Here is a 21,552-nt window from a genome sequence, read left to right as displayed (position 1 = left end):
CTGAGTCAGCTGCCGGTAATGCGTAGTCATCTGCGCTTGAATCCTTCGGTGTGAGAGCCTGGATTCTACCGGTGGCTGGCTCTCTGCCTCTCGTTTCAAGCGTTGCGCTTATTCTATGAATTCAGGGTTGAATCCCGACTCGAAGCACACATCTGTCACCGGTTTATCACCATCGGCCAACAGCTCGCAGGATTTGCTGATGCGCAAGCGATTGACGAACTCGATGAAAGTGCGCCCGGTCGCCTGTTTGAATACGCGGCTGAAGTAGGTCGGTGTCATGCCCAGATGCTCGGCGACTTCTTCGAGCGAAATGTCCCGGGCGTAGTGGCTGAAGATGTAATCGACCGCGCGGTTGGTGCGATCGATATTGTGCTCGTCCGCCAGTTGCGGCGTGGTGGCGCCGGACAATAACTGGAAATCATCGCTGGCCGCGAGCAACTCCATGAGGATGAAAAAGTGCCCAAGCCGAGTGATGCCGCTGCTGTCGGCGATTCGTTGCATCAACGTCATGGCCTGGCGGATCGTGCGTTTGCAGCGGAACTCGATGCCGTACTGAGCACGCTCCAACAATGGCGCAAGCGTCTTCAATTCGGCGAACACCTGGTGGCCGCTCTCGAACAACTCATCAGTGAAATTGACCAGCATGTCGCGCTTTTCGACGATTTCGTCTTCGGCCACCTGGCTGATCCAGTTGTGCGGCAGATTGGGCCCGGTGAGAAATAGCGATTCCGGATAGAAGTTGCCGATGTAGTCGCCGATGAACACCTTGCCCGAACTGGCAACGATCAGGTGCAGTTCGTATTCCTTGTGAAAATGCCAACGCACCAACGGGCAGGGAAAACCATGCTGGCGGTAGATGATGGACAGCCCATTGTGGTCATCCATCAACTCGTAAGAGGGGTCGGTCACGCGTGCGGTGCGGGTCATGGCTGGGCGCTTTTTTTGTTATCGCCTGGCGATCATGCCTCTTTCAGGGCGCAGGGTGCCAGCCCGATACCTCAATAGGCTGGCTGATCAACCCTGAAGAGCCTTTTTGCTCGCCTTCTTGAGATTTGCCAGATAACAGAAATAGACGATCTTGGAGCTTTTAATAAAGTCGAAGTTGATGATGCTGCATTTTTCCGCCCAATCACTTTTTGCCGGGTCGAACCATTCGTCGAGGTCTTTCAGCATTCTGACTGGGCCACCCGCGTCATAGACGGCAGCCGACAGCGACCACGGCGCCCGTTGTCCGGGAGGATTGGCCAGAACTTCAGTGATATAAAGTTTTAAACGCGAGTGAGAGAAAGTATCTTCAAAAATTTTTGAAGCGTCGCTGCCGGCCCATCGATGCGGGGTTTCAGATGCGAAGATTTTTCTATCAAGACTGCTGTTATAAGGCGCGGTGACCAGGACTCGCTGAGGCCGGCTGATTGCCTTTAATTGTCCCAGCGTCAGGTTCATGTTTTCTGTCGGTATGATGTGTTCTCCAAGGTGCTCCTTCATCATGTCGCTGAAGTAGCCGAAGTCGAACCTTTCGTCACCATGTTCGAGTTTGTGAAAGTCCAGAATGATGAACTCGTTAAAGCTTCGTTCGAGAAAAGCTTTAATGTCGCGAATAAGATCAGCCAGTGTGCGCGAAGACCGGGCTCCGTTATGTACGAAACGAAATTTCTCAAGTCCGCTCGCTTTGGCGTTATAGACCAGGCGTACATCAAGCGCCCGGGCGCCGCGATTTAGCTGGCTGTAGAAGGGCACGTCCTGACAAGCGAACCAATTACGCGTGAATACACTGGAGTAAGAGGCCTCCAGGTCGCAGCCCGCATTGTGCGTACCGGGCAATGTCATTTCTTTAAGCGATAGATTGTCGCATTCAGGGGTCGCTCTCATCCACTCGTGAGCGGGGAAATATTTAAAACTAATCGGTGTCATGGTTACATCCTGCTGGCTTGGTAAGTTGTTTAAGTTAGCTGCGCAGGATGTATATAACGAATGACAGAGATTTGACTAATGATGATGTTGTTCGAGTTGTGTGTTATCGGATCTTAAGTGTCGCTGTCTGGCGCAATGTTACGATTCTTTGCCTCAATCCACTGTGCCATGTATTGAGTGCTTTTGTGGGAGTGGTGGCGCAGCATGTTTCCGATAAAGTTACTGGCCCTGAGTTGTTTCAGGTTTAGTTGGTAATTGATCAGTTTTTTTATCAATGCCGGGCCATGAACTGAAATAGGGTAACGCTCATTGAGCAATACTGTTCCTGCAAGTTGGCTCGATTGCCAGCGCACCTCATCGGTATAAAGTTGAACGGCATTGTTCGCGAAGTCGCTTGCCGTTTGTGTGACCGCGCCGGGCCAAGGGAGATCCCCGTGCATGCCTTCGGCGCCGATTGGCGTGGTTACGCTAGGTGTTCCGCAGAGCATGGCGTCAACCAGTTTGCCCTTGATGCCGGCACCGAAACGCAGGGGGGCCAGACAGACCCGCGCTGCCGACATAACCTGCAAAGCATCTTCAGCCCAGTTCATGATGTGGAACCCTTGCGCCGCATTATGCAGCGCCGTGGCTTTGGGCGGGGTGTACGCACCATAGATATGCAGTTGCGCCTGCGGCAGTTGCTGGCGGATCAGCGGCCAGATCGTGGTCTTCATCCAAAGCACGGCATCCCAGTTGGGCGCGTGGCGAAAATTACCGATGCTCAGAAAATGCGCGCGTTCCTCGAACGGGCGAAATGCTGCTGTCGGCGACTCGATCATCAACGGGCACCAGTGCAATAGTTGTCGCGGCAGCCCGAACTGTGACACCAGCAGATCTATCTCGACCTCGGAAATCATCAAGTTCAAGTCACAGCGATACAGCGCGGCGATTTCACGCTTGGCCAGGTCGGTATCGGCCATCAACTCAAACTCTTCGCGCAATGCCGGGGCGAACAAATCGCTGAAGTCATCCAGATCGTCGTTGATTTTCAAACGATCCTTCTGACGTTGATGGCGGGCATGTCGCAAACTTTGCAGGTCGGATGTTTCCAGAACACGCAGGGCGTCTGGACAATGCTTTTCAACCCGCCAGCCGAACTGTTCTTCCATCATGAACTGGTCGAACAACACAATGTCGGGCGCCAGGTCTCTGATGAAGGTATCGAAGCTGCTGTTATTGAGTTCGATCGGCACTTCGCGGATCCCCCGTGCAGACAAATCGGCCTTGTGCTCACCGGGCCCCGCCGGGCTGCTGAAAGTGATGTCCCAGCCTTGGGCCAGGAACGTCTCGAGAATCTGCATCACGTGCCCGCTGGCAGCGGAGGAACGGGGTTCGGGCCAGACATAACCAATGACGAGAACTTTGGTTGCAGGCTGACTCATAACGCGAATTCCTAAGCATACGGTGGGGAAAAAACAGCGCGAATTAAAACACAAACCGGACAGTGTCCGGTTTGTCGATATCCGCTGGGAGGGGCCTCGAGGCGTAGAGTGTACGGCGCTTCCGGGAATCCGGTCGTAGCAGGGACTACATGATCAAGTGCCTTGAGTTTCCAGAATTCCCTTCACCTTGTCGCGTAGTTCGTCAATCGAAAATGGTTTGCCGATAACGTGCATGCCATCTGGCACATCGATACTTTCGGCGTAACCACTGGCAAACAGGATTGGCAATTCGGGACGCATTTTACGCGCTTCCAGGGCCAGTTCGCGGCCATCCATACCGGGCAAACCGACATCCGTCATCATCAGATCAATGTGCCTGGTTGTATCCACGAGAATTTCCAGCGCCTGTTCGCTACCGTCAGCCTCCAACACTTTGTAGTCCAGTTCCTCGAGGACATCGACGATCAGCATGCGCACGATGGCATCGTCTTCGACTACAAGGATGGTGGAAAGGGTGGCGGACATAATTAAGCTCTCAAGGGTAGGGTTGGGGCGCGCCGGCCGATCAAAAATACCGGGCTCCTGCATGAGTAAGTGGCGCATAGCCACAAGTTCCCGTTTTGATACAAAAAAGATTAGCAGCTGCGAGGCGTGCAAGGATAACTGTTGGCACGCACCCAAGCGCAGGCAAATGTAGGAATTTACTGCCAAAGTCGTCAGAAAAATGGATCCACGCCGGTGTTTTGGGGCAAACTCTCGGGTTTTCAACAGTTCGACAAGGCTGCCCCATGTCCTCTCCGTCTTCGGTTGATGAACAACGCTTTCGCAAACTCCTGAGTCGCAACGTCGGTCTGCCGTTGGGCGTCGGTCTGCTCAGTGCGGTGTTCTTCGTGTCGCTGATCACTTATCTGCTGTCGGTCATCCAGTGGGTTGAACACACTGACCGCGTGATCAATAACGCCAACGAAGCGGTGAAACTGACCGTGGATCTGGAAACCGGCATGCGCGGTTACCTGTTAAGCGGCGATGAGCACTTCCTCGACCCGTACGAAACAGCCAGGCCGCGAATCGCCGTGGCGCTCAATACGTTGCTTGAGCTGACAGCCGACAATCCAGTGCAAACCGATCGTTTGCGCCGTCTGCAAGCGTTGCAGACCGAATGGGCGACCTACGCGCAATCGATGATCGATTTACAGCGCAGCAGCGGTGATTACCGTGGCGCGGTAAAGGCCGGACGCGGCAAGCGCCTGACGGACGAGATTCGCAAGCAGTTCGAAGATGTGATCGACATGGAGCAGCAGTTGCGCGCCTCGCGCAATGAAGAGGTGCGCCGCACTACGATCTGGAGCATCACCCTTTATCTGCTGTTTGTCGCGGGTATCAGCGGGTTGCTGGCCTACATTGGTCGGCGTGATCTGGTCAATCTGTCGCAAAATTACGGCGCCACATTGGCCGCGCAGCAAGCCAGCGCCGAACGCCTGGAGCGCCAGGCCTGGCTGCGCAACGGCCAGACTGAACTGGCCGAGCAGGTGCTGGGGCAGCTGACACTGAATCTGTTGGGACGCAACATTCTGCAGTTCTGCGCCCAATATCTCGGCAGCGCGGTGGCTGCTCTTTATGTACGCGAAGAACACGGTGACCTGAAGCGGGTCGCCACTTATGGCTTCTCGCGGGAACAGGAAGAACACGGGCAGGCGATTCACAGTGCTGAAGGCATTGTCGGCCAAGTGGTGCAGCAGGCGCGTCTGGTTCGGCTGGATTCGGTGCCATTCGATTACTTCAAGGTCAGTTCCGGTCTTGGCGAAGGTCTGCCGCACAGTGTGCTGGTGGTGCCGACCAGCGACGACGATCGGGTCAACGGCGTGATCGAGCTGGGTTTCCTGCGTCCGCTCAATGACCGCGACATCGAGTTGCTGGAGCTGATCGCCAGCAATATCGGTACCTCTATCGAGGCGGCCCGTTATCGCCAGCGCCTGCAGGAAGTGTTGGCCGAAACCCAGCAACTCAACGAAGAGTTGCAGGTGCAGCAAGAAGAGCTGAAAACCGCCAACGAAGAGCTGGAAGAGCAGTCGCGGATTCTCAAGGAGTCCCAGGCGCATCTGGAAACCCAGCAAGTGGAGCTTGAGCAGACCAACGAGCAACTGGCTGAACAGGCCCAGACACTTGCAGAACAACGCGACGCCATGGACTTGAAAAACACCGAGCTGAATCAAGCTCAGGTGCAACTCGAAGAGCGTGCCGAAGAGTTGCAGCGTTCGAGCAAGTACAAGTCCGAGTTCCTCGCCAACATGTCTCACGAACTGCGCACGCCGCTGAACAGTTCGCTGATCCTCGCCAAGTTGCTCGCGGAAAACCCGCAGGACAACCTCAGTCCCGAGCAGGTCAAGTTTGCCGAGTCGATCTATTCCGCCGGCAACGATCTGCTCAACTTGATCAACGATATCCTCGACATCTCCAAGGTCGAGGCGGGCAAGCTGGAAGTCCTGCCGGAAAACACCCACGTCGCGCGGCTGGCGGACGGTTTGCGGGGTGTCTTTGAACCGATCGCGGCGGATAAGAAGCTGGCGTTCCGTGTCGAAGTGCAACCCGGCGCCCCGACAATGATGTTCACTGACCGTCAGCGTCTGGAACAAGTGATCAAAAATCTGCTGTCCAACGCCATCAAGTTCACCGAGCAAGGCTCGGTCAGCCTGACGATTGCCAGTCAGCCCGATGAGCGCATTGCCTTCATCGTTCAGGATTCGGGGATCGGCATTGCCACGGATCAGCAGGAAAGCATCTTCGAAGCCTTCCGTCAGGCCGATGGCACCACCAATCGCAAGTACGGCGGCACCGGGCTGGGGTTGTCGATTTCCCGGGACCTGGCAATGTTGCTCGGCGGTTCTATCAGTGTCAGCAGCACGCCGGGGCAGGGCAGTGTGTTCACCCTGGTATTGCCGTTGCAGTACAGCGAGCCGGGCGATACGCCGTTCGCGCCGCTGAGCTTTACTCCGCCCGCGGCAGTGACGCACGTTGCCGCACCAGCGGTGCCTGTTAAATCGCTGGCACCAGTCAACATCCCGCGCTTTGCCGATGATCGTGACAAGGGGCCGTTTGCCACCCGCTGCATTCTGGTGGTCGAAGACGAGCCGAATTTCGCGCACATCCTTTACGACCTGGCGCATGAGCTGGGTTATCAGTGCCTGGTCGCCCATGGGGCGGACGAAGGCTACGATCTGGCGCGGGATTTCTTGCCGGATGCGATCCTGCTCGATATGCGGCTGCCAGACCACTCCGGTCTGACCGTGCTGCAGCGTTTGAAAGAGCGCGCCGAAACCCGTCACATCCCGGTCCACGTGATCTCGGTCGAGGATCGCGTCGAAGCGGCCATGCACATGGGCGCCATCGGTTACGCGGTCAAGCCGACCACCCGCGAAGAGCTCAAGGACGTGTTTGCCCGTCTCGAAGCCAAACTGACGCAAAAGGTAAAACGTGTGCTGCTGGTCGAGGACGATGATCTGCAGCGCGAAAGCATTGCGCGGCTGATTGGCGATGAAGACATCGAAATCACCGCCGTGGGCCTTGCTCAAGAGGCTCTGGATCTGCTGCGCACGACGATCTTTGACTGCATGGTTATCGACCTGAAGCTGCCGGACATGCTCGGCAACGAGCTGCTCAAGCGCATGTCCACCGAAGACATCTGTTCGTTCCCCCCGGTGATTGTCTACACCGGGCGCAACCTGACCCGCGATGAAGAGGCCGAGCTGCGCAAGTATTCGCGCTCGATCATCATCAAGGGCGCGCGTTCACCGGAACGCTTGCTCGATGAGGTCACACTCTTTCTGCACAAAGTCGAATCACAGTTGTCCCATGAACGGCAGAAGATGCTCAAGACCGCGCGCAGCCGCGACAAGGTCTTCGAGGGTCGCAAAGTGCTGCTGGTGGACGACGATGTACGCAACATCTTCGCCCTGACCAGCGCGCTGGAGACCAAAGGCGCAGTCGTGGTCATCGGCCGGAACGGTCGTGAGGCGATTGAAAAACTCAATGAAGTCGAGGACATCGATCTGGTGCTGATGGACGTGATGATGCCGGAAATGGATGGTTTCGAAGCCACCATTGAGATCCGCAAGGATCCACGCTGGCGCAAACTGCCCATTATTGCGGTGACGGCCAAGGCCATGAAGGACGATCAGGAGCGCTGCCTGCAAGCGGGCGCCAACGATTATCTGGCCAAGCCTATCGACCTGGATCGTCTGTTCTCGCTGATTCGTGTGTGGTTACCGAAGATGGAACGCATTTAGTGGACGGCAATCACTCATTAGAGCGAAACAGTGAAATCGAATTGCGGCTGTTGATTGAGGCGATCTACCTCAAGTACAGCTACGATTTTCGCGATTACTCCGGCGCTTCGATCAAGCGTCGGGTGCAGCACGCATTGAGCCAGTTCGAGTGCGCGACTATTTCTGCGTTACAGGAGAAAGTCCTGCATGACCCGACAGCGTTCATGCAGTTGCTGCAATTGCTGACGATTCCGGTCAGCGAGATGTTTCGTGATCCGTCGCACTTCCTCGCCATCCGCAATGAGGTGGTGCCGCTGCTGCGCACCTATCCATCGATCAAGATCTGGATTGCCGGGTGCAGCACCGGGGAGGAGGTCTATTCGATGGCGATTCTGCTGCGCGAAGAGGGCCTGCTCGATCGCACGATCATCTACGCGACCGACATCAACCCGCGTTCGCTGGACAAGGCCAAGCAGGGTATTTTCTCGATGGAAAATGTCCGGGCCTACACCGCCAATTATCAGCAGGCCGGTGGCCAGTGTTCATTTGCCGACTACTACACGGCGGCTTATGGTTACGCGATTTTCGACAAGAGCCTGTGCGAAAACGTGACGTTCGCCGATCACAGCCTGGCTACTGATAGTGTGTTCTCCGAAACTCAATTGATTTCTTGCCGCAATGTGCTGATCTACTTCAACAAGAAGCTTCAGGACAGAGCGTTCGGGCTGTTCCATGAATCGCTTTGTCATCGCGGTTTTCTTGTACTGGGCAGCAAGGAGACGCTGGATTTTTCCAGCTATGCGAACCAGTTCGAGCCGCTGGTAAAGCAAGAACGGATCTACCGCAAAAAATGAACGACACTGCGGATTTGCCTCGAATCGAGGCTATTGTGGTCGGTGCTTCTGCTGGCGGCGTCGAGGCATTGATGAAACTGCTTGGCCCGTTGCGCCAGGGTTTTGTGCTGCCGATCATCATCGTGCTGCACTTGCCGGAAGAGCGTCGCAGCCACTTGGCTGAAGTGTTCGCCCGACGTCTGCTGCTGCCAGTCGAAGAGGCCACGGACAAGCAGGATATTCAGGCCGGCACAGTGTATTTCGCCACGCCCGGTTATCACCTGTCGGTGGAGCAGGATCGCAGTTTGTCCTTGAGCCTTGAGGATCGCCTTCATCATTCGCGGCCATCAATTGACTATCTTTTCGAGTCTGCTGCCGATGTCTACGGACCCAAATTGGCCGCTGTGTTGCTGACCGGCGCCAATCAGGATGGCGCGCGCGGGCTGGCGCAGGTCAAACGCTGCGGCGGGCTGACCATTGTGCAGGAGCCCAGCGACGCTCAGGTCGCCACCATGCCTCTGGCAGCGCTGAAGATTCAGCAGCCGGATCATGTCTTACCCATTCACGGCATCGGCCGTCTGCTAGTCGAGCTGGAACAAATCGCATGCTGAGTAATATTCAGGCAAAACTGCTGATCGTCGACGATCTGCCCGAGAACCTGCTGGCTCTCGAAGCGCTGATCAAACGCGAAGACCGCACCGTCTATAAGGCGTTGTCGGCTGACGAAGCGTTGTCGCTGCTGCTGCAACACGAGTTTGCCATGGCCATTCTCGACGTGCAGATGCCCGGCATGAACGGCTTCGAACTGGCCGAGCTGATGCGCGGTACCGAGAAAACCAAGAACATTCCGATCGTTTTCGTCAGCGCCGCCGGCCGCGAACTGAACTATGCGTTCAAGGGCTACGAGAGCGGTGCGGTGGACTTCCTGCACAAGCCGCTGGACATCCACGCGGTGAAAAGCAAGGTCAACGTATTCGTCGATCTGTATCGCCAGAGCAAGGCTATGAAGCAACAGGTCGAAGCGCTGGAACAGGCCCGGCGGGAGCAGGAAGCGCTGCTGCAGCAATTACAGAGCACCCAGTCGGAGCTTGAGCAAGCAGTGCGGATGCGCGATGACTTCATGTCAATCGTCGCCCACGAAGTGCGTACACCACTCAATGGCCTGATACTCGAAACCCAATTGCGCAAGATGCACCTGGCGCGGGACAACGCCGCGGCGTTCACCCTCGACAAGATGCACGCCATGGTCGATCGCGATGAGCGGCAGATCAAAAGCCTGATCCGTTTGATCGAGGACATGCTCGACGTTTCGCGGATCCGTACCGGCAAGCTGTCGATCCGGCCGAATTCCTTTGACCTTGTGCAGTTGGTGAGCAATCTGCTGCAAAATTTTGCTGCGCAAATCGAAGCGGCGGAAACCACCGTCACCTTCGAGGCTGACGTGCCGGTAAAAGGTTGCTGGGATGAGTTCCGCATCGAGCAGGTGATTTCCAATCTGCTGACCAACGCCTTGCGTTACGGCGGCAGGAGCCCGATTCAGGTGCGCGTCTATCGCCAGGGCAACGAAGCTCGGGTTGAGGTTCAGGACCACGGGATCGGCATCAGCTCCGAGAATCAGAAACGTATTTTTCAACAGTTCGAACGGGTTTCCGCCAAGACGGTAGTGGCCGGTCTCGGGTTGGGTCTGTTCATTTCCGAGCAGATCGTCGCCGCCCATGGCGGTTCCATCGTCGTCGAGAGTCAAATCAACGAGGGCGCCCTGTTTCGCGTTTGTCTGCCGATCGAGGAAAACGGCAAATCCGACGCAACCTCTGAGTGACCGCACGGTCGTATCAGCAGCTATTGACCGAACATAGGCTTCCCATGAGCGTAGATGCACAAGATGTAGTACTCGTCGTCGAGGACGAACCGGTTATCTTGATGGTTTTGACGGATTATCTGTCGGGGCAGGGCTATCGTGTCTTGCAGGCCGAAAACGGCGAGCAGGCGTTCGAAATCCTCGCGAGCAAGCCACATCTGGACATGTTGATCACCGACTTCCGTTTACCCGGCGGCATCTCCGGCGTGCAGATCGCCGAGCCCGCCGTGAAACTGCGACCCGATCTCAAGGTGATTTTCATCAGCGGTTATCCGCAGGAAATCCGCGAGACCGGTAGCCCGATCACGCTCAAGGCGCCGATTCTGGAAAAGCCGTTTGATCTGGACGTGTTGCAGGAAAAGATTCAGGAAATGCTGGCCTGATCGCGATAGCCCTCATTTAAGAGCTGCCGCAGGCTGCGATCTTTTGACTTTGTTTCAAGATCAAAAGATCGCAGTCTTCGGCAGCCCTTACCGCTTTTTTGAGGCTTCAGCTTTTGATCATCTCTCGCACCTTGGCGGTCAACAGATCAAAGGTGAACGGCTTGGTGATCATCTGCATTCCCGAATCCAGGAAACCACCGCGCACCGCCGCATGCTCGGCGTATCCGGTGATGAACAGAATCTTGAGCTCCGGCCGGTATTGCCGGCCAATCTCAGCCAATTGACGACCATTCATCCCCGGCAAACCGACGTCGCTGATCAACAGATCGATGCGCTGCGTCGAGTTGAGAATCGGCATTGCGCCGTCGGCATCTCCAGCTTCCAGAAACGCATACCCCAACTCACTGAGCACCGCGCTGACCAGCACGCGTACGGCCGGGTCGTCTTCGACGATCAGCACGGTTTCGCCATCTATTGCATTCGGCGATTGCTGGATGTCGGACGCGGGTTGCTCAAGTTCTTCGCCACGGTAGCGCGGCAGGTAAAGTCTGACGGTCGTGCCCTGATCGACTTCGCTGTCAATCGACACATGCCCGCGCGACTGCTTGCTGAAGCCGTAAATCATCGACAGACCCAGGCCTGTGCCCTGGCCGATCGGCTTGGTGGTGAAAAATGGAACGAACGCGCGACTGATCACACTTTGTGGCATGCCGCTGCCGTTGTCGGTGACGCTTAACATCACATAATCGCCGGGCTCAAGATTGGGGTAAGCCACGGTGAACTCACGATGCAGGACCTGATTGCTGGTCTCGACCACCAGTTTGCCGCCCTCGGGCATGGCATCGCGGGCATTGATGACCAGGTTGAGCAGGGCGCTTTCCAGTTGATTGGGGTCCGCCTCGGCTATCCAGAGTTTTTCGTCCAGCCGCATTTCCAGTTGAATGCTTTCGTTGAGACTGCGCTGTAGCAGCTCGCCCATCGACAGCACCAGACTATTCATCTGCACGGCTTTGGAATCGAGCGATTGCCGACGGGAAAAGGCCAGCAGGCGATGAGTCAGGCTGGCAGCCCGATTGGCCGAGGTCACGCCCAGGTCGATCAAGCTGTCGAGGTCTTCTGTGCGCCCACGGGCCAGACGCCGACGAATCAATTCAAGGCTGCCGATAACGCCGGTGAGCATGTTGTTGAAGTCGTGAGCGATACCACCGGTGAGCTGACCGACTGCTTCCATTTTTTGCGACTGACGCAATGCTTCTTCGTTGTGCCGCAGTTGCGCGGTGCGTTCTTCGACTTGCTGTTCGAGGGTTTCCAGTGTCGATTGCAGGCGTCGTTCGCTTTCACTCAGATCGATCAGACGGTCGCGGGCTTCGTACTGTCGTCGCCGGCCGCGAAGGGCGGCAGACACCAGGCTGATCAGAGTGGCTGGATGGAACGGCCGCTCAAGGAACGTAACGTTGCCTAACTGATCGCTGAGTCGAGAGGAGGGGCCCTGTTCCTGTCCGCCGTGATGAGTGAGCAAAATTGTCGGTAAATCCGACCATGCTGGCTGCTCTTCCAGGTACACAAACAGCGTTTCCAGTTCCGGGCCGCGCAACGCTTCGGCAGCGATCAGCACCAGTCCGGCACCGATTTCCAATTGCGCACACAGTTCGGCGAGATTCGGTGTGATCAGGCCGTGATACCCGGCCTCGTTGAGGATCATCAGCGCAATTTGGCTGTCGCGACCCATGGGCGCCAGAATCAGCGCCCGTTCGGCGAGCGGCACTGAGACAGTCATATGCGTTCCTGCAACAGCGGTTTTCTCTCACCGAGGTAAGTCGGGACGCCACGCAGTACACCCTGAAAGGCCTCCAGCGGTTCGCCAATGATCATGCCATTCGACGAAATAAGGTATTCGCGAATCGTCGATTCGTGGCTGCCGGTGCGCTTTTTGATGATGGAAATGGCGCGGCGCACCTTGCCGATGGCTTCGAAGTAGCGCAACAGAATCACCGTGTCAGCCAGATAGGTAATGTCGACGGGTGCCTGCATGTCGCCGACCAGACCATGCTGGGCGACTGTCATAAATGTCGCCGCCCCTTTGCGGTTCAGATACAGCAGCAATTCGTGCATGTGCAGCACCAAGGCCTTTTCTTCAGGCATCGCTGCCTGATAGCCGTTGATGCTGTCGATCACCACGGTTTTGATCTGGCCTTCGTCAACGCAGCGACGTACGCGATGGGAGAACTCACCCGGAGACAGCTCGGCGGCATCCACTTGTTCGATCAGCAGGTTGCCGGTGGCGCGCAGGGCCTTGAGATCGATACCGATGTTCTTCATCCGCTCGAAAAGCAGTTCCAGCTCTTCGTCAAAAATGAACAATGCCGCTTTTTCCCCGCGTGCCACAGCAGCGGCGGCGAAGATCATCGAGATCAGCGATTTGCCCGTACCCGCCGGGCCCAAGATCAACGTGCTTGATCCCGTCTCGATACCGCCACCGAGCAACGCGTCCAGCTCTTTGATACCGCTGGTCAATTGCAGGCGCGGGTAGTCGCCGCGATGTTCGGCTGCGACCAGTCGTGGGAACACATGCACGCCATCGCCCATGATGGTGAAGTCGTGATAACCGCCGCGGTACTTTTGGCCACGGTACTTCACTATCCGCACTCGGCGACGCTCGGCGCCATAGTTCGGGGTGATTTCTTCCAGGCGAATCACACCGTGGGCCACGCTGTGCACGGTTTTGTCGAGAGACTCGGTGGTCAAGTCGTCGAGCAGCAGAACCGTCGCGTTGTAACGCACGAAGTAGTGCTTGATTGCCAGAATCTGTCGGCGGTAGCGCAAGGAGCTTTGTGCGAGCAGACGGATCTCCGACAGGCTGTCGAGTACCACGCGGGTCGGTTTGAAGCGTTCGACCGCTTCGAATATCTGCTTGGTGGCTTCGCCCAATTCCAGATCGGAGGAGTACAGCAAACTCTGCTGGTGCTCTGCATTAAGCAGGCTTTCCGGGGGCGTCAGCTCGAAGATGTTGATGTTTTCATCCAGGTCCCAGCCGTGGGACAGCGCACCTTGGCGCAATTCACGCTCGGTTTCCGAGAGCGTGATGTACAACGAGCGTTCACCGGCTTTCGCGCCGGCCATCAGAAAATGCAAAGCGACCGTGGTTTTGCCGGTGCCGGGCTCACCCTCCAGCAAAAATACATGACCGCGAGACAAGCCACCGGCGAGGATGTCATCCAGGCCCTCGACTCCGGTGGCGGCTTTTTCACTGATCAACTCGTTAGATGTAGACAAAAAATGCCCTCTCATGACTAGGGGAAGCGAGGCAGCCGTCTAGGGTGGACTGCCTGTTTACTTGACCTGTAGCCGTGATGGCAGTTCCGCTTTTTCTTTCAGGAAGGCTGGAAATTTCCTGTGGCGAGCGGATTTTTCCCCTCACCGCAGGACAATTTCAGAGGCCTTGCTGTATTGCCGGATCGTCGGGGTTCAACTGTTCAAGCTGGGCGAGCAGTATCTGCACATTCTGCAATTGCCCGCTTTCTTTCCAGTAGTTGATCAGCAGCACCCGCGCCTTGCGATCGGCCGGATGGCGCTGGACGATTTCCTGCAGTTGCTTTTGCGCCGCTTCCAGTTCTTCTGCGCTGTGAAGAATGGTGGCGAGGTCGTAGCGGTAATCTTTGTTGTCCGGCTCCAGCTCCACCGCTTTGGACAGACCGAGCAGGGCGTATTCGCGCTGGCCATGGTGCAGCAACCACAGCCCCAGGGCATGTTGCAGATAGGCGGAGTCAGGCTGGGCTTGAAGCTTTTGCGCGAGCAACTGTCGCGCGGCGTCGGCCTGCCCCTGGCGGTCGAGCACATCGATCTGCATCACCAGCGCCGGCAGGTTGCCGGGGTCCAGGCGCAGCGCATTCTCCAATGCATGCTGTGCCTCTTTGAGCTCGGCGTTATGTAGATGCAGACGCGCCAGTTGCGCATAAGAGGCGGCGCTCGGCGGTTGATCCTTGAGTGCTTGCTCCCAGCCGTCGATGGCCTGCTGCAACGGCGCAAAATACAGCCCGAGTTCATCCGGGGTCAGGCCGAGCAGGGCGTTGATCGCGGCAAACCGAACAGTCGGTTCCTCATCATCAAGCATCGGCCCGAGCAACAGACTGCGTTGCCCACCTGGCACGAGTCCAACCACACTTTTGATCGCTGCCACCCGCACCTCGGGTGCTTCGTGCTGCAGGTCCGCGTCGGCGAGTTTCAGAGCCTGGGGGCTCGGGTAATTGGGCAGTTCGCCGTGCAGCCAGACGCGGCGCTTGACCGACAGATCCGGCCGGCCCAATTGCTGATACAGCTGACGCGCCGCCCCCGGTTCACCAGTTCGGGCAGCGCCCAGCGCTTCGCTGTAGCCGTGCTTGATCGCGTCCGGAATCACCGGCGTGGTGCTGCGCAGGGCTAGCCACGCCACGACGACAATAAGCACGAGCCCAAGGCAGATAAGCAGATAGCGGCGAGACTGAGGCATGCGGGTTTCCGAAAACAGACGTACTTGAGCAGAGCGGCAAGCTTCGGTCAGCTCGAGCCGTGAGTCAAACCCGAGCATGCGAATCGTGACGCAATCCCCTCTAGGAGCTGCGGAACGCATTTCAAATGGCGGACCAACTTTGGCCTCTCCTGCAATTGCGGGCATAAAAAAGCCCCGCGACCGAATGATACGCGGGGCAAAAAATTGGTTGGTTGCGGCCAACCAAAGGAGCTCTTTAACAATCAATGGTTACTTGCTGGCGACCGTCTCCGGCTGCCAGCCACCGCCGAGGGCTTTGTAGATCGCGACAATCCCGCGATACAGATCCACTTCGGCCTGGGCCTGGCTGTCTTCGGCATTCAGCCGTTCACGCTGGGCGTCGAGTAGCACCAGGAAATCTGTGGTGCCTTCTCGATAGCGAATCTCTGCCAAGTCGGCTGCGTTGCGGCTCGATTCACTCTGGCGGATCAGCGAGATCAGGCGTTGCTGGCGTTTGCCGTAGTCGCTGAAGGCGTTTACCGACTCTTCCAGTGCCAGCAGCACTTGTTGCTCGTAGGTCGCCAGCGCGCCCTCGGCATCCGCATCGGCACCGCGCAAACGCGCTCGCACGCTACCGAGATCGAATGCTGCCCAAGTGATGCTCGGGCCGAGTGCCCAGGCATTGGCCGCCGAGGAACCGATCTGCGAACCACGCCCGGCCGTCCAGCCGAGGAAGCCGCTGAGGCTGACCCGTGGGAACAGGCCCGCTTTCGCCACGCCAATTCGCGCCGTGGCTGAAGCGAGTTGGCGTTCAGCACTGAGGATGTCCGGACGACGTTGCAGCAGCTCGCCCGGGTTGCCGATTGGCAAGGCCTTGGCAATTGCCGGCAAGTCTTTCGGACTCAGGTCGACGGTCAGTTTGTCCGGACGCTCACCCAGCAGGGTGGCGATGCGGTTTTTCTGCCGAACCTGCTCGGCTTGCAGTTGCGGCACGCTGGCTTCGACCGAGGCCAGACGCGCATCGGCACGTTCGACATCGAGCTGATCGCCAACGCCGGCATCACGCAGGCTGATGGTGATCTTGCGTGACTCCTGCTGGTTATTCAGGTTGGCCACCGCGATTTTTTCGCGCAGTTGTGCGCCACGCAGTTGACCGTAGGCGTCCACCAGTTCGGCAATCATGGTGACTTGCAGTTGGTAAAGATCGGCTTCGGCGGCCTGCTGATCGGCATCGCTGGCTTCCAGATTGCGCTGGATGCGCCCGAACAGGTCCAGTTCCCAGGCCATGTCCAGGCCCAGGTCATAGCGTTCACTGCTGACCCGATTGGTGGTCTGGCCGGGGATTTGCCCCTTGGCCAGATCACTGCTGGCGCGGCTGGTGATGGTCGGCATGATGTCATTGCTGGCGTCATCGCGGATCGCCCGTGCGGCTTTCCAGCGGGCAAACGCCACGCGCAATTCACGGTTGCCTTGCAGCGATTGCGTCACCAACTGGTTGAGGGTCGGATCGTCGAACTGCTGCCACCAGATGCCTTCGAACTTCGAACGGTCAAAGTTCTTCTGACCGTTGGCGCCGTCGGTGGCGGTCGTGATGTTGGCCGCCTCCGTCGCCGGGGTCTTGTAGTCGGGGCCGACGGCGCAGGCGCTCAGGGCCAGCACCAGCAGACTCGGCAGGAAGACTTTCAGACTCATTGTTGCGCCTCCAGTGGCTTTTGAAGAGAGTGCGCCTTGGCCGCTTTGCGGGCTTCGCCGCGTTCGACAAAGTTACGAATCAATACGTAGAACACTGGCGTCAGCAACAGACCGAAGAAGGTCACCCCGAGCATCCCGGAGAACACCGCCACACCCATCGCGTGACGCATCTCGGCACCGGCACCGCTGGAGAACACCAGTGGCACCACACCCATGATGAACGCGAAGGAGGTCATCAGGATCGGCCGCAGACGCAGACGGCAGGCTTCCAGTACCGCTGCGAGCGGATCGAGGCCTTCTTCCTGTTTATCCTTGGCGAACTCGACGATCAGAATCGCGTTCTTACACGCAAGTCCCACCAGTACGATCAGTCCGATCTGGGTGAAGATGTTGTTGTCGCCGCCAGAGATGATCACACCGGTAATGGCGGACAGCAGGGTCATCGGTACGATCAGGATCACCGCCAGTGGCAGGCTCCAGCTTTCGTATTGAGCCGCGAGTACCAGGAACGCCAGCAATACGCAGAGCGGGAACACGAACAGTGCGGTGTTGCCGGACAGAATCTGCTGGTAGGTCAGGTCGGTCCATTCGTAGGTCATGCCGTTCGGAAGTTCTTCCTTGAGCAGTTTCTCGATGGCTTTTTCGGCCTGGCCAGAGCTGTAGCCGGGGGCTGCCGCACCGTTGATTTCTGCGGTAATGAAGCCGTTGTAGTGCATCACGCGATCCGGGCCCGAGGTGTCGCTGACCTTGATGAAGGTCGCCAGCGGGATCATTTCGCCTTTGTTGTTACGCACTTTCAGCTGACCGATCTGATCGGATTCGAGGCGGAACTGTTGCTCGGCCTGAACGTTGACCTGGTAAGTGCGTCCGAAACGGTTGAAGTCGTTGGCATACAGCGAACCCAGGTAGATCTGCAGGGTGTCGAAGATGTCGCTGACCGCCACGCCATGAGTCTTGGCTTTCTCGCGGTCGATCGCTGCATCGACCTGCGGCACGTTCACGGTGTAACTGGTGAACAGGCCAGCCAGCTCCGGCACGTTGTGGCTCTTGTTGATGATGTTCATGGTTTCTTTGTACAGCTCGTCGTAGCCCAGGTTGCCCCGGTCTTCGATTTGCAGGCGGAAACCACCGATGGTGCCCAGACCTTGTACCGGCGGCGGCGGGAAGATCGCCATGTACGCCTCTTGAATGTTCGCGAACTGGCCGTTCAGGGCGCCGGCGATTGCTCCGGCGGACATGCTCGGGTCTTTACGTTCGTCGAACGGTTTCAGGGTCACGAACACGATGCCGGCGTTCGGGCTGTTGGTGAAGCCGTTGATCGACAGGCCCGGGAACGCTACAGCACTTTCCACGCCCGGCTGTTTCAGCGCCATATCGGACATGCGCTTGATCACGTCTTCAGTGCGATCCAGGCTCGAGGCGTCCGGCAATTGCGCGAAAGCCACCAGGTATTGCTTGTCCTGGCCGGGTACGAAACCGGTCGGGGTGTGCGAGAAGCCGAAGAAGGTCAGCACCATCAGGCCTGCGTACAAGATCAGGGCGATACCACTGCTGCGGATAACCCGAGCCACCGTGCCGACGTAGCCATGGCTGGCACGTTCGAAGAAGCGGTTGAACGGGCGGAACAGCCAGCCACCGAAGATCTTGTCGAGCACTCTGGAGAAGCGGTCTTTCGGTGCGTCATGACTTTTCAGCAATACAGCAGCCAGTGCCGGCGACAGGGTCAGCGAGTTGAACGCCGAGATCACGGTCGAGATTGCGATGGTCAGTGCGAACTGCTTATAGAACTGACCGGTGAGACCGGAGATGAACGCCGCCGGAATAAATACCGCACACAGCACCAGTGCCGTGGCAACGATCGGGCCGGTCACCTCACGCATGGCGCGCTTGGTCGCCTCGACCGGTGTGAGTCCGAGTCCGATGTTTCGCTCGACGTTCTCCACCACCACGATGGCGTCATCCACCACGATACCGATGGCCAACACCAGGCCGAACAGCGACAGGGCATTGAGTGAGAAGCCGAACAGGTGCATCACCGCAAACGTACCGATCAACGACACCGGCACCGCCACCAAGGGAATGATCGAGGCGCGCCAGGTTTGCAGGAACAGGATCACCACCAGGACCACGAGGATCAGCGCTTCGAAAAGGGTGTGAACCACTGCTTCGATCGAGCCGCGCACGAAGATCGTCGGGTCATAGACGATGCTGTAATCCATGCCTTGCGGGAAGCCTTTCTTCAGCTCGTCCATTTTCGCCCGAACGTCATTCGAGATGTCGATGGCGTTGGAACCTGGACGCTGGAAGATCGGGATCGCCACCGCCGGCTGGTTGTTCAGCAGCGAACGCAATGCGTACTGGCTGGAACCCAGTTCAATGCGAGCGATGTCTTTAAGTCGAGTGATCTCACCGTCGTCACCTGCACGAATGACGATGTTTTCGAACTCTTCCTCGGTGACCAGTCGGCCCTGAGTGTTGACCGACAGCTGGAAGCTTTGTGCAGTCGGGGCAGGGGGCGCACCCAGTTGGCCGGCGGCTACCTGGCGGTTCTGTTCACGAATGGCGGTAACCACATCGGTAGCAGTCAGATTGCGCGAAGCGGTTTTGTTCGGATCAAGCCAGACACGCAGCGAGTAATCGCCCATGCCGAACAGTTGCACATCACCGACACCGCTCAGACGAGCGAGCTCATCCTTGATGTTGAGGATCGCGTAGTTGGACAGGTAGAGCATGTCGTAACGCTTGTCCGGGGAGGTCAAGTGCACAACCATGGTCAGGTCAGGCGAAGCTTTGTCGACGGTGATACCGATGCGTGTCACTTCCTCGGGAAGTTTCGGCTCGGTTCGGGTGACCCGGTTTTGTACCTGCACCTGCGCGTTGTCCAGGTCAGTGCCCAGGGCGAAGGTGATGGTCAGGGTAATCTTGCCGTCAGCGGTCGATTGCGAGGACATGTACAGCATGTTCTCGACGCCGGTGATGGCTTGCTCCAGAGGAGCCGCCACGGTTTCACCGATGACTTTTGGGTTGGCGCCCGGGAAGTTTGCACGCACCACCACGGTCGGTGGCACGACTTCCGGGTATTCGCTGATCGGTAGCTGGAACAGCGAAATCGCACCGGCGATCAGGATCAGCAGCGACAGCACCGCTGCGAAGATCGGCCGTGAAATGAAGAATTGGGAAAAATTCATCGGAGTTGTCGTCCCTTAACCGCGTGGGGTCGTAGCGGCCAGCTTCGCAACCGAACCGGACGCGCCTTTGGCAGGCGTGACTTTAGGCAGGTTGCTGGCTTCCAGCGCTTGACGTTGTTGAGCGAGTGCCGCGATGGTTTGCTCGCTGGCCATCGGGACGACTTCAGGCGTCACCGGTGAGCCAGGGCGTACGCGTTGCAGACCCTTGACGATGATGGTGTCGTCCTTGTTCAGGCCGCTACGGACGATTCGCAGGCCTTCGATTTTCGGGCCGAGTTCAACGGCGCGGTAAACGGTCTTGTTGTCCGCATCCATCACCAGCACGAACTTCTTGCCCAGATCGGTACCGACGGCTTCGTCGTTGATCAACATGGCGTCGTAGGTGCCACTGCCCACCAGTTTCAGGCGTGCATACAGGCCCGGGGTATAAGTGCCATCGGTGTTGTCGAACACCGCGCGACCACGGATGGTGCCGGTTTTCGGATTGACCTGGTTGTCGATGAAGTTCATCTGACCCAGGTGCGGATTGCCATCCTCATTGGACAGACCCATGTACACCGGGGTGGTGGCTCCGCGCTGCCCCTGACGGGCGAGTTGGGTGTATTTGAGGAATACACGCTCATCAGCGTCGAAGTAGGCGTAGACCTTATCGGTAGAAACCACGCTGGTGAGTGGCGTGGTGTCGGCGGTTACCAGGTTGCCGGCGGTGATTTCGGCACGGCTGACGCGGCCGCTTATGGGTGCGGTCACGCGGGTGAAACTCAGGTTCAGCCTGGCCAGATCCAGTTGCGCTTGCAGTGCGCCAACGGCGGCGCGGGCTTCTTGTGCGGCGCTGGTACGCGAGTCGGCGAGTTCGGCAGAGATTGCGTTGCTGGCACGCAGACGTTCACCTCGGGCGGCTTCGTTTTGGCTGCGAGTGGCGTTGGCGCGCGATTGAGCAACCAGGGCTTCGAGGCGGCGAACCTCAGCCTGGAATGGACGCGGATCGATCTGGAACAGCAGGTCGCCTTTCTTCACCAGTGCGCCTTCAGTGAAAGCAACCTGATCGATCTGGCCAGAAACCCGTGGGCGGATATCAACGGTTTCCGGCGCTTCGAGGCGCCCGGTGAATTCGTCCCACTCGTTGACCGGTTGTTCCAGCACCTTGGCCACGCTGACTTTGGCAGCAGGGGGGGCGGCTGCGGTTTCCGGATTTTTGCCGCAAGCGCTCATCACCAGTACGGCCAGCAAGGCCAACGGGAAGCGCAAATGTTTAAGTGACTGTTCCATGGAATGCATCCGCCAAGTATTGAAGATGGGCGGATGATGCTCGGCGGCTAGTTAGCAAACGAATCGAATGAGGCAAAGGTAACTATCATTCGGAATGATATAAGCCCCGAGCGAGCCCTCTAGCATGCACCTTTCGTTAGGGGGCTATCAATCTCTCTCAGGGCAATTCTGTGTTGCCCGCTGTGCAAAAGTCAGAGGCGAGGCTGCGCGGCGGGGATTATGCGGGGATTAAAAATGCCGAACCCGCCATGGCGACGGGTTCGGCGACAC

At 57.7% G+C, this 21,552-nt stretch carries 14 protein-coding genes and 1 pseudogene; 5 read left to right on the top strand and 10 right to left on the bottom strand.

What is annotated here, in order from left to right:
- Positions 1-126 precede the first annotated feature (126 nt).
- The 4 genes and pseudogenes from JJD74_RS26850 to JJD74_RS26835 form a co-directional block, all read right to left on the bottom strand.
- A pseudogene (locus JJD74_RS26850) lies at positions 127-927 on the bottom strand (AraC family transcriptional regulator); the annotation flags it as partial.
- Positions 928-1,014: 87 nt separating this feature from the next.
- Complete coding sequence (locus tag JJD74_RS26845) at positions 1,015-1,911, bottom strand: phospholipase (RefSeq protein WP_047301348.1); 897 nt, start codon at positions 1,909-1,911, stop codon at positions 1,015-1,017.
- Positions 1,912-2,024: 113 nt separating this feature from the next.
- Positions 2,025-3,332 (bottom strand): glycosyltransferase, encoded by a 1,308-nt coding sequence (locus tag JJD74_RS26840; RefSeq protein ID WP_200617198.1) that lies wholly within the window; start codon positions 3,330-3,332, stop codon positions 2,025-2,027.
- 153 nt (positions 3,333-3,485) lie between these two features.
- Entirely contained in the window at positions 3,486-3,857 is a 372-nt protein-coding gene (locus JJD74_RS26835; protein WP_042559289.1) for a response regulator, read from the bottom strand.
- Between the two features lie 263 nt (positions 3,858-4,120).
- Between JJD74_RS26835 and JJD74_RS26830 the strand changes: the two genes are divergently transcribed.
- Genes JJD74_RS26830 through JJD74_RS26810 form a run of 5 tightly spaced genes read left to right on the top strand, consistent with a single transcriptional unit; the run spans position 4,121 to position 10,668 of the window.
- Positions 4,121-7,615 (top strand): response regulator, encoded by a 3,495-nt coding sequence (locus tag JJD74_RS26830; protein ID WP_200617196.1) that lies wholly within the window; start codon positions 4,121-4,123, stop codon positions 7,613-7,615.
- On the top strand, positions 7,615-8,448 hold the full coding sequence (locus JJD74_RS26825; RefSeq protein ID WP_042559287.1) for a CheR family methyltransferase: 834 nt from the start codon (positions 7,615-7,617) through the stop codon (positions 8,446-8,448). The genes JJD74_RS26830 and JJD74_RS26825 overlap by 1 nt, the downstream gene beginning before the upstream one ends.
- Positions 8,445-9,038, top strand: coding sequence for a chemotaxis protein CheB (locus JJD74_RS26820; RefSeq protein WP_047301341.1), 594 nt, complete (start codon positions 8,445-8,447; stop codon positions 9,036-9,038). Before JJD74_RS26825 ends, JJD74_RS26820 begins: the two co-directional genes overlap by 4 nt.
- Entirely contained in the window at positions 9,032-10,246 is a 1,215-nt protein-coding gene (locus JJD74_RS26815) for a hybrid sensor histidine kinase/response regulator (RefSeq protein ID WP_042559285.1), read from the top strand. Before JJD74_RS26820 ends, JJD74_RS26815 begins: the two co-directional genes overlap by 7 nt.
- A gap of 44 nt (positions 10,247-10,290) precedes the next feature.
- A complete protein-coding gene (locus tag JJD74_RS26810; protein WP_042559284.1) occupies positions 10,291-10,668 on the top strand; it encodes a response regulator in 378 nt (125 codons plus the stop codon).
- A gap of 106 nt (positions 10,669-10,774) precedes the next feature.
- Here JJD74_RS26810 and JJD74_RS26805 read toward each other — a convergent pair whose 3' ends face one another.
- The 6 genes from JJD74_RS26805 to mexE all read right to left on the bottom strand — a co-directional run bounded on the left by JJD74_RS26805 (position 10,775) and on the right by mexE (position 21,282).
- Entirely contained in the window at positions 10,775-12,445 is a 1,671-nt protein-coding gene (locus tag JJD74_RS26805; protein WP_200617195.1) for an ATP-binding protein, read from the bottom strand.
- A complete protein-coding gene (locus JJD74_RS26800) occupies positions 12,442-13,941 on the bottom strand; it encodes an ATPase domain-containing protein (protein WP_115148120.1) in 1,500 nt (499 codons plus the stop codon). Before JJD74_RS26800 ends, JJD74_RS26805 begins: the two co-directional genes overlap by 4 nt.
- A 157-nt stretch (positions 13,942-14,098) precedes the next feature.
- On the bottom strand, positions 14,099-15,154 hold the full coding sequence (locus JJD74_RS26795) for a tetratricopeptide repeat protein (protein ID WP_200617194.1): 1,056 nt from the start codon (positions 15,152-15,154) through the stop codon (positions 14,099-14,101).
- A gap of 249 nt (positions 15,155-15,403) precedes the next feature.
- On the bottom strand, positions 15,404-16,825 hold the full coding sequence (locus JJD74_RS26790) for an efflux transporter outer membrane subunit (protein ID WP_200617193.1): 1,422 nt from the start codon (positions 16,823-16,825) through the stop codon (positions 15,404-15,406).
- A complete protein-coding gene (locus JJD74_RS26785; protein WP_042559280.1) occupies positions 16,822-20,013 on the bottom strand; it encodes an efflux RND transporter permease subunit in 3,192 nt (1,063 codons plus the stop codon). The genes JJD74_RS26790 and JJD74_RS26785 overlap by 4 nt, the downstream gene beginning before the upstream one ends.
- Before the next feature lie 15 nt (positions 20,014-20,028).
- Positions 20,029-21,282, bottom strand: coding sequence for a multidrug efflux RND transporter periplasmic adaptor subunit MexE (mexE, locus tag JJD74_RS26780; RefSeq protein ID WP_115148117.1), 1,254 nt, complete (start codon positions 21,280-21,282; stop codon positions 20,029-20,031).
- Positions 21,283-21,552 lie beyond the last annotated feature (270 nt).

Source organism: Pseudomonas sp. MF6776 (assembly GCF_016613125.1).
Lineage (GTDB): Bacteria > Pseudomonadota > Gammaproteobacteria > Pseudomonadales > Pseudomonadaceae > Aquipseudomonas > Aquipseudomonas iridis.
Note: the sequence above shows the minus strand (reverse complement) of the source record. Positions and strands in the feature narration are given on the sequence as shown.

Bases quoted from the DNA above. Each gene is read 5' to 3' on its own strand.
- JJD74_RS26845 (WP_047301348.1), bottom strand. From the start codon at position 1,911: ATGACACCGATTAGTTTTAAATATTTCCCCGCTCACGAGTGGATGAGA.
- JJD74_RS26840 (WP_200617198.1), bottom strand. From the start codon at position 3,332: ATGAGTCAGCCTGCAACCAAAGTTCTCGTCATTGGTTATGTCTGGCCC.
- JJD74_RS26835 (WP_042559289.1), bottom strand. From the start codon at position 3,857: ATGTCCGCCACCCTTTCCACCATCCTTGTAGTCGAAGACGATGCCATC.
- JJD74_RS26830 (WP_200617196.1), top strand. From the start codon at position 4,121: ATGTCCTCTCCGTCTTCGGTTGATGAACAACGCTTTCGCAAACTCCTG.
- JJD74_RS26820 (WP_047301341.1), top strand. From the start codon at position 8,445: ATGAACGACACTGCGGATTTGCCTCGAATCGAGGCTATTGTGGTCGGT.
- JJD74_RS26815 (WP_042559285.1), top strand. From the start codon at position 9,032: ATGCTGAGTAATATTCAGGCAAAACTGCTGATCGTCGACGATCTGCCC.
- JJD74_RS26810 (WP_042559284.1), top strand. From the start codon at position 10,291: ATGAGCGTAGATGCACAAGATGTAGTACTCGTCGTCGAGGACGAACCG.
- JJD74_RS26805 (WP_200617195.1), bottom strand. From the start codon at position 12,445: ATGACTGTCTCAGTGCCGCTCGCCGAACGGGCGCTGATTCTGGCGCCC.
- JJD74_RS26795 (WP_200617194.1), bottom strand. From the start codon at position 15,154: ATGCCTCAGTCTCGCCGCTATCTGCTTATCTGCCTTGGGCTCGTGCTT.
- JJD74_RS26790 (WP_200617193.1), bottom strand. From the start codon at position 16,825: ATGAGTCTGAAAGTCTTCCTGCCGAGTCTGCTGGTGCTGGCCCTGAGC.
- JJD74_RS26785 (WP_042559280.1), bottom strand. From the start codon at position 20,013: ATGAATTTTTCCCAATTCTTCATTTCACGGCCGATCTTCGCAGCGGTG.
- mexE (WP_115148117.1), bottom strand. From the start codon at position 21,282: ATGGAACAGTCACTTAAACATTTGCGCTTCCCGTTGGCCTTGCTGGCC.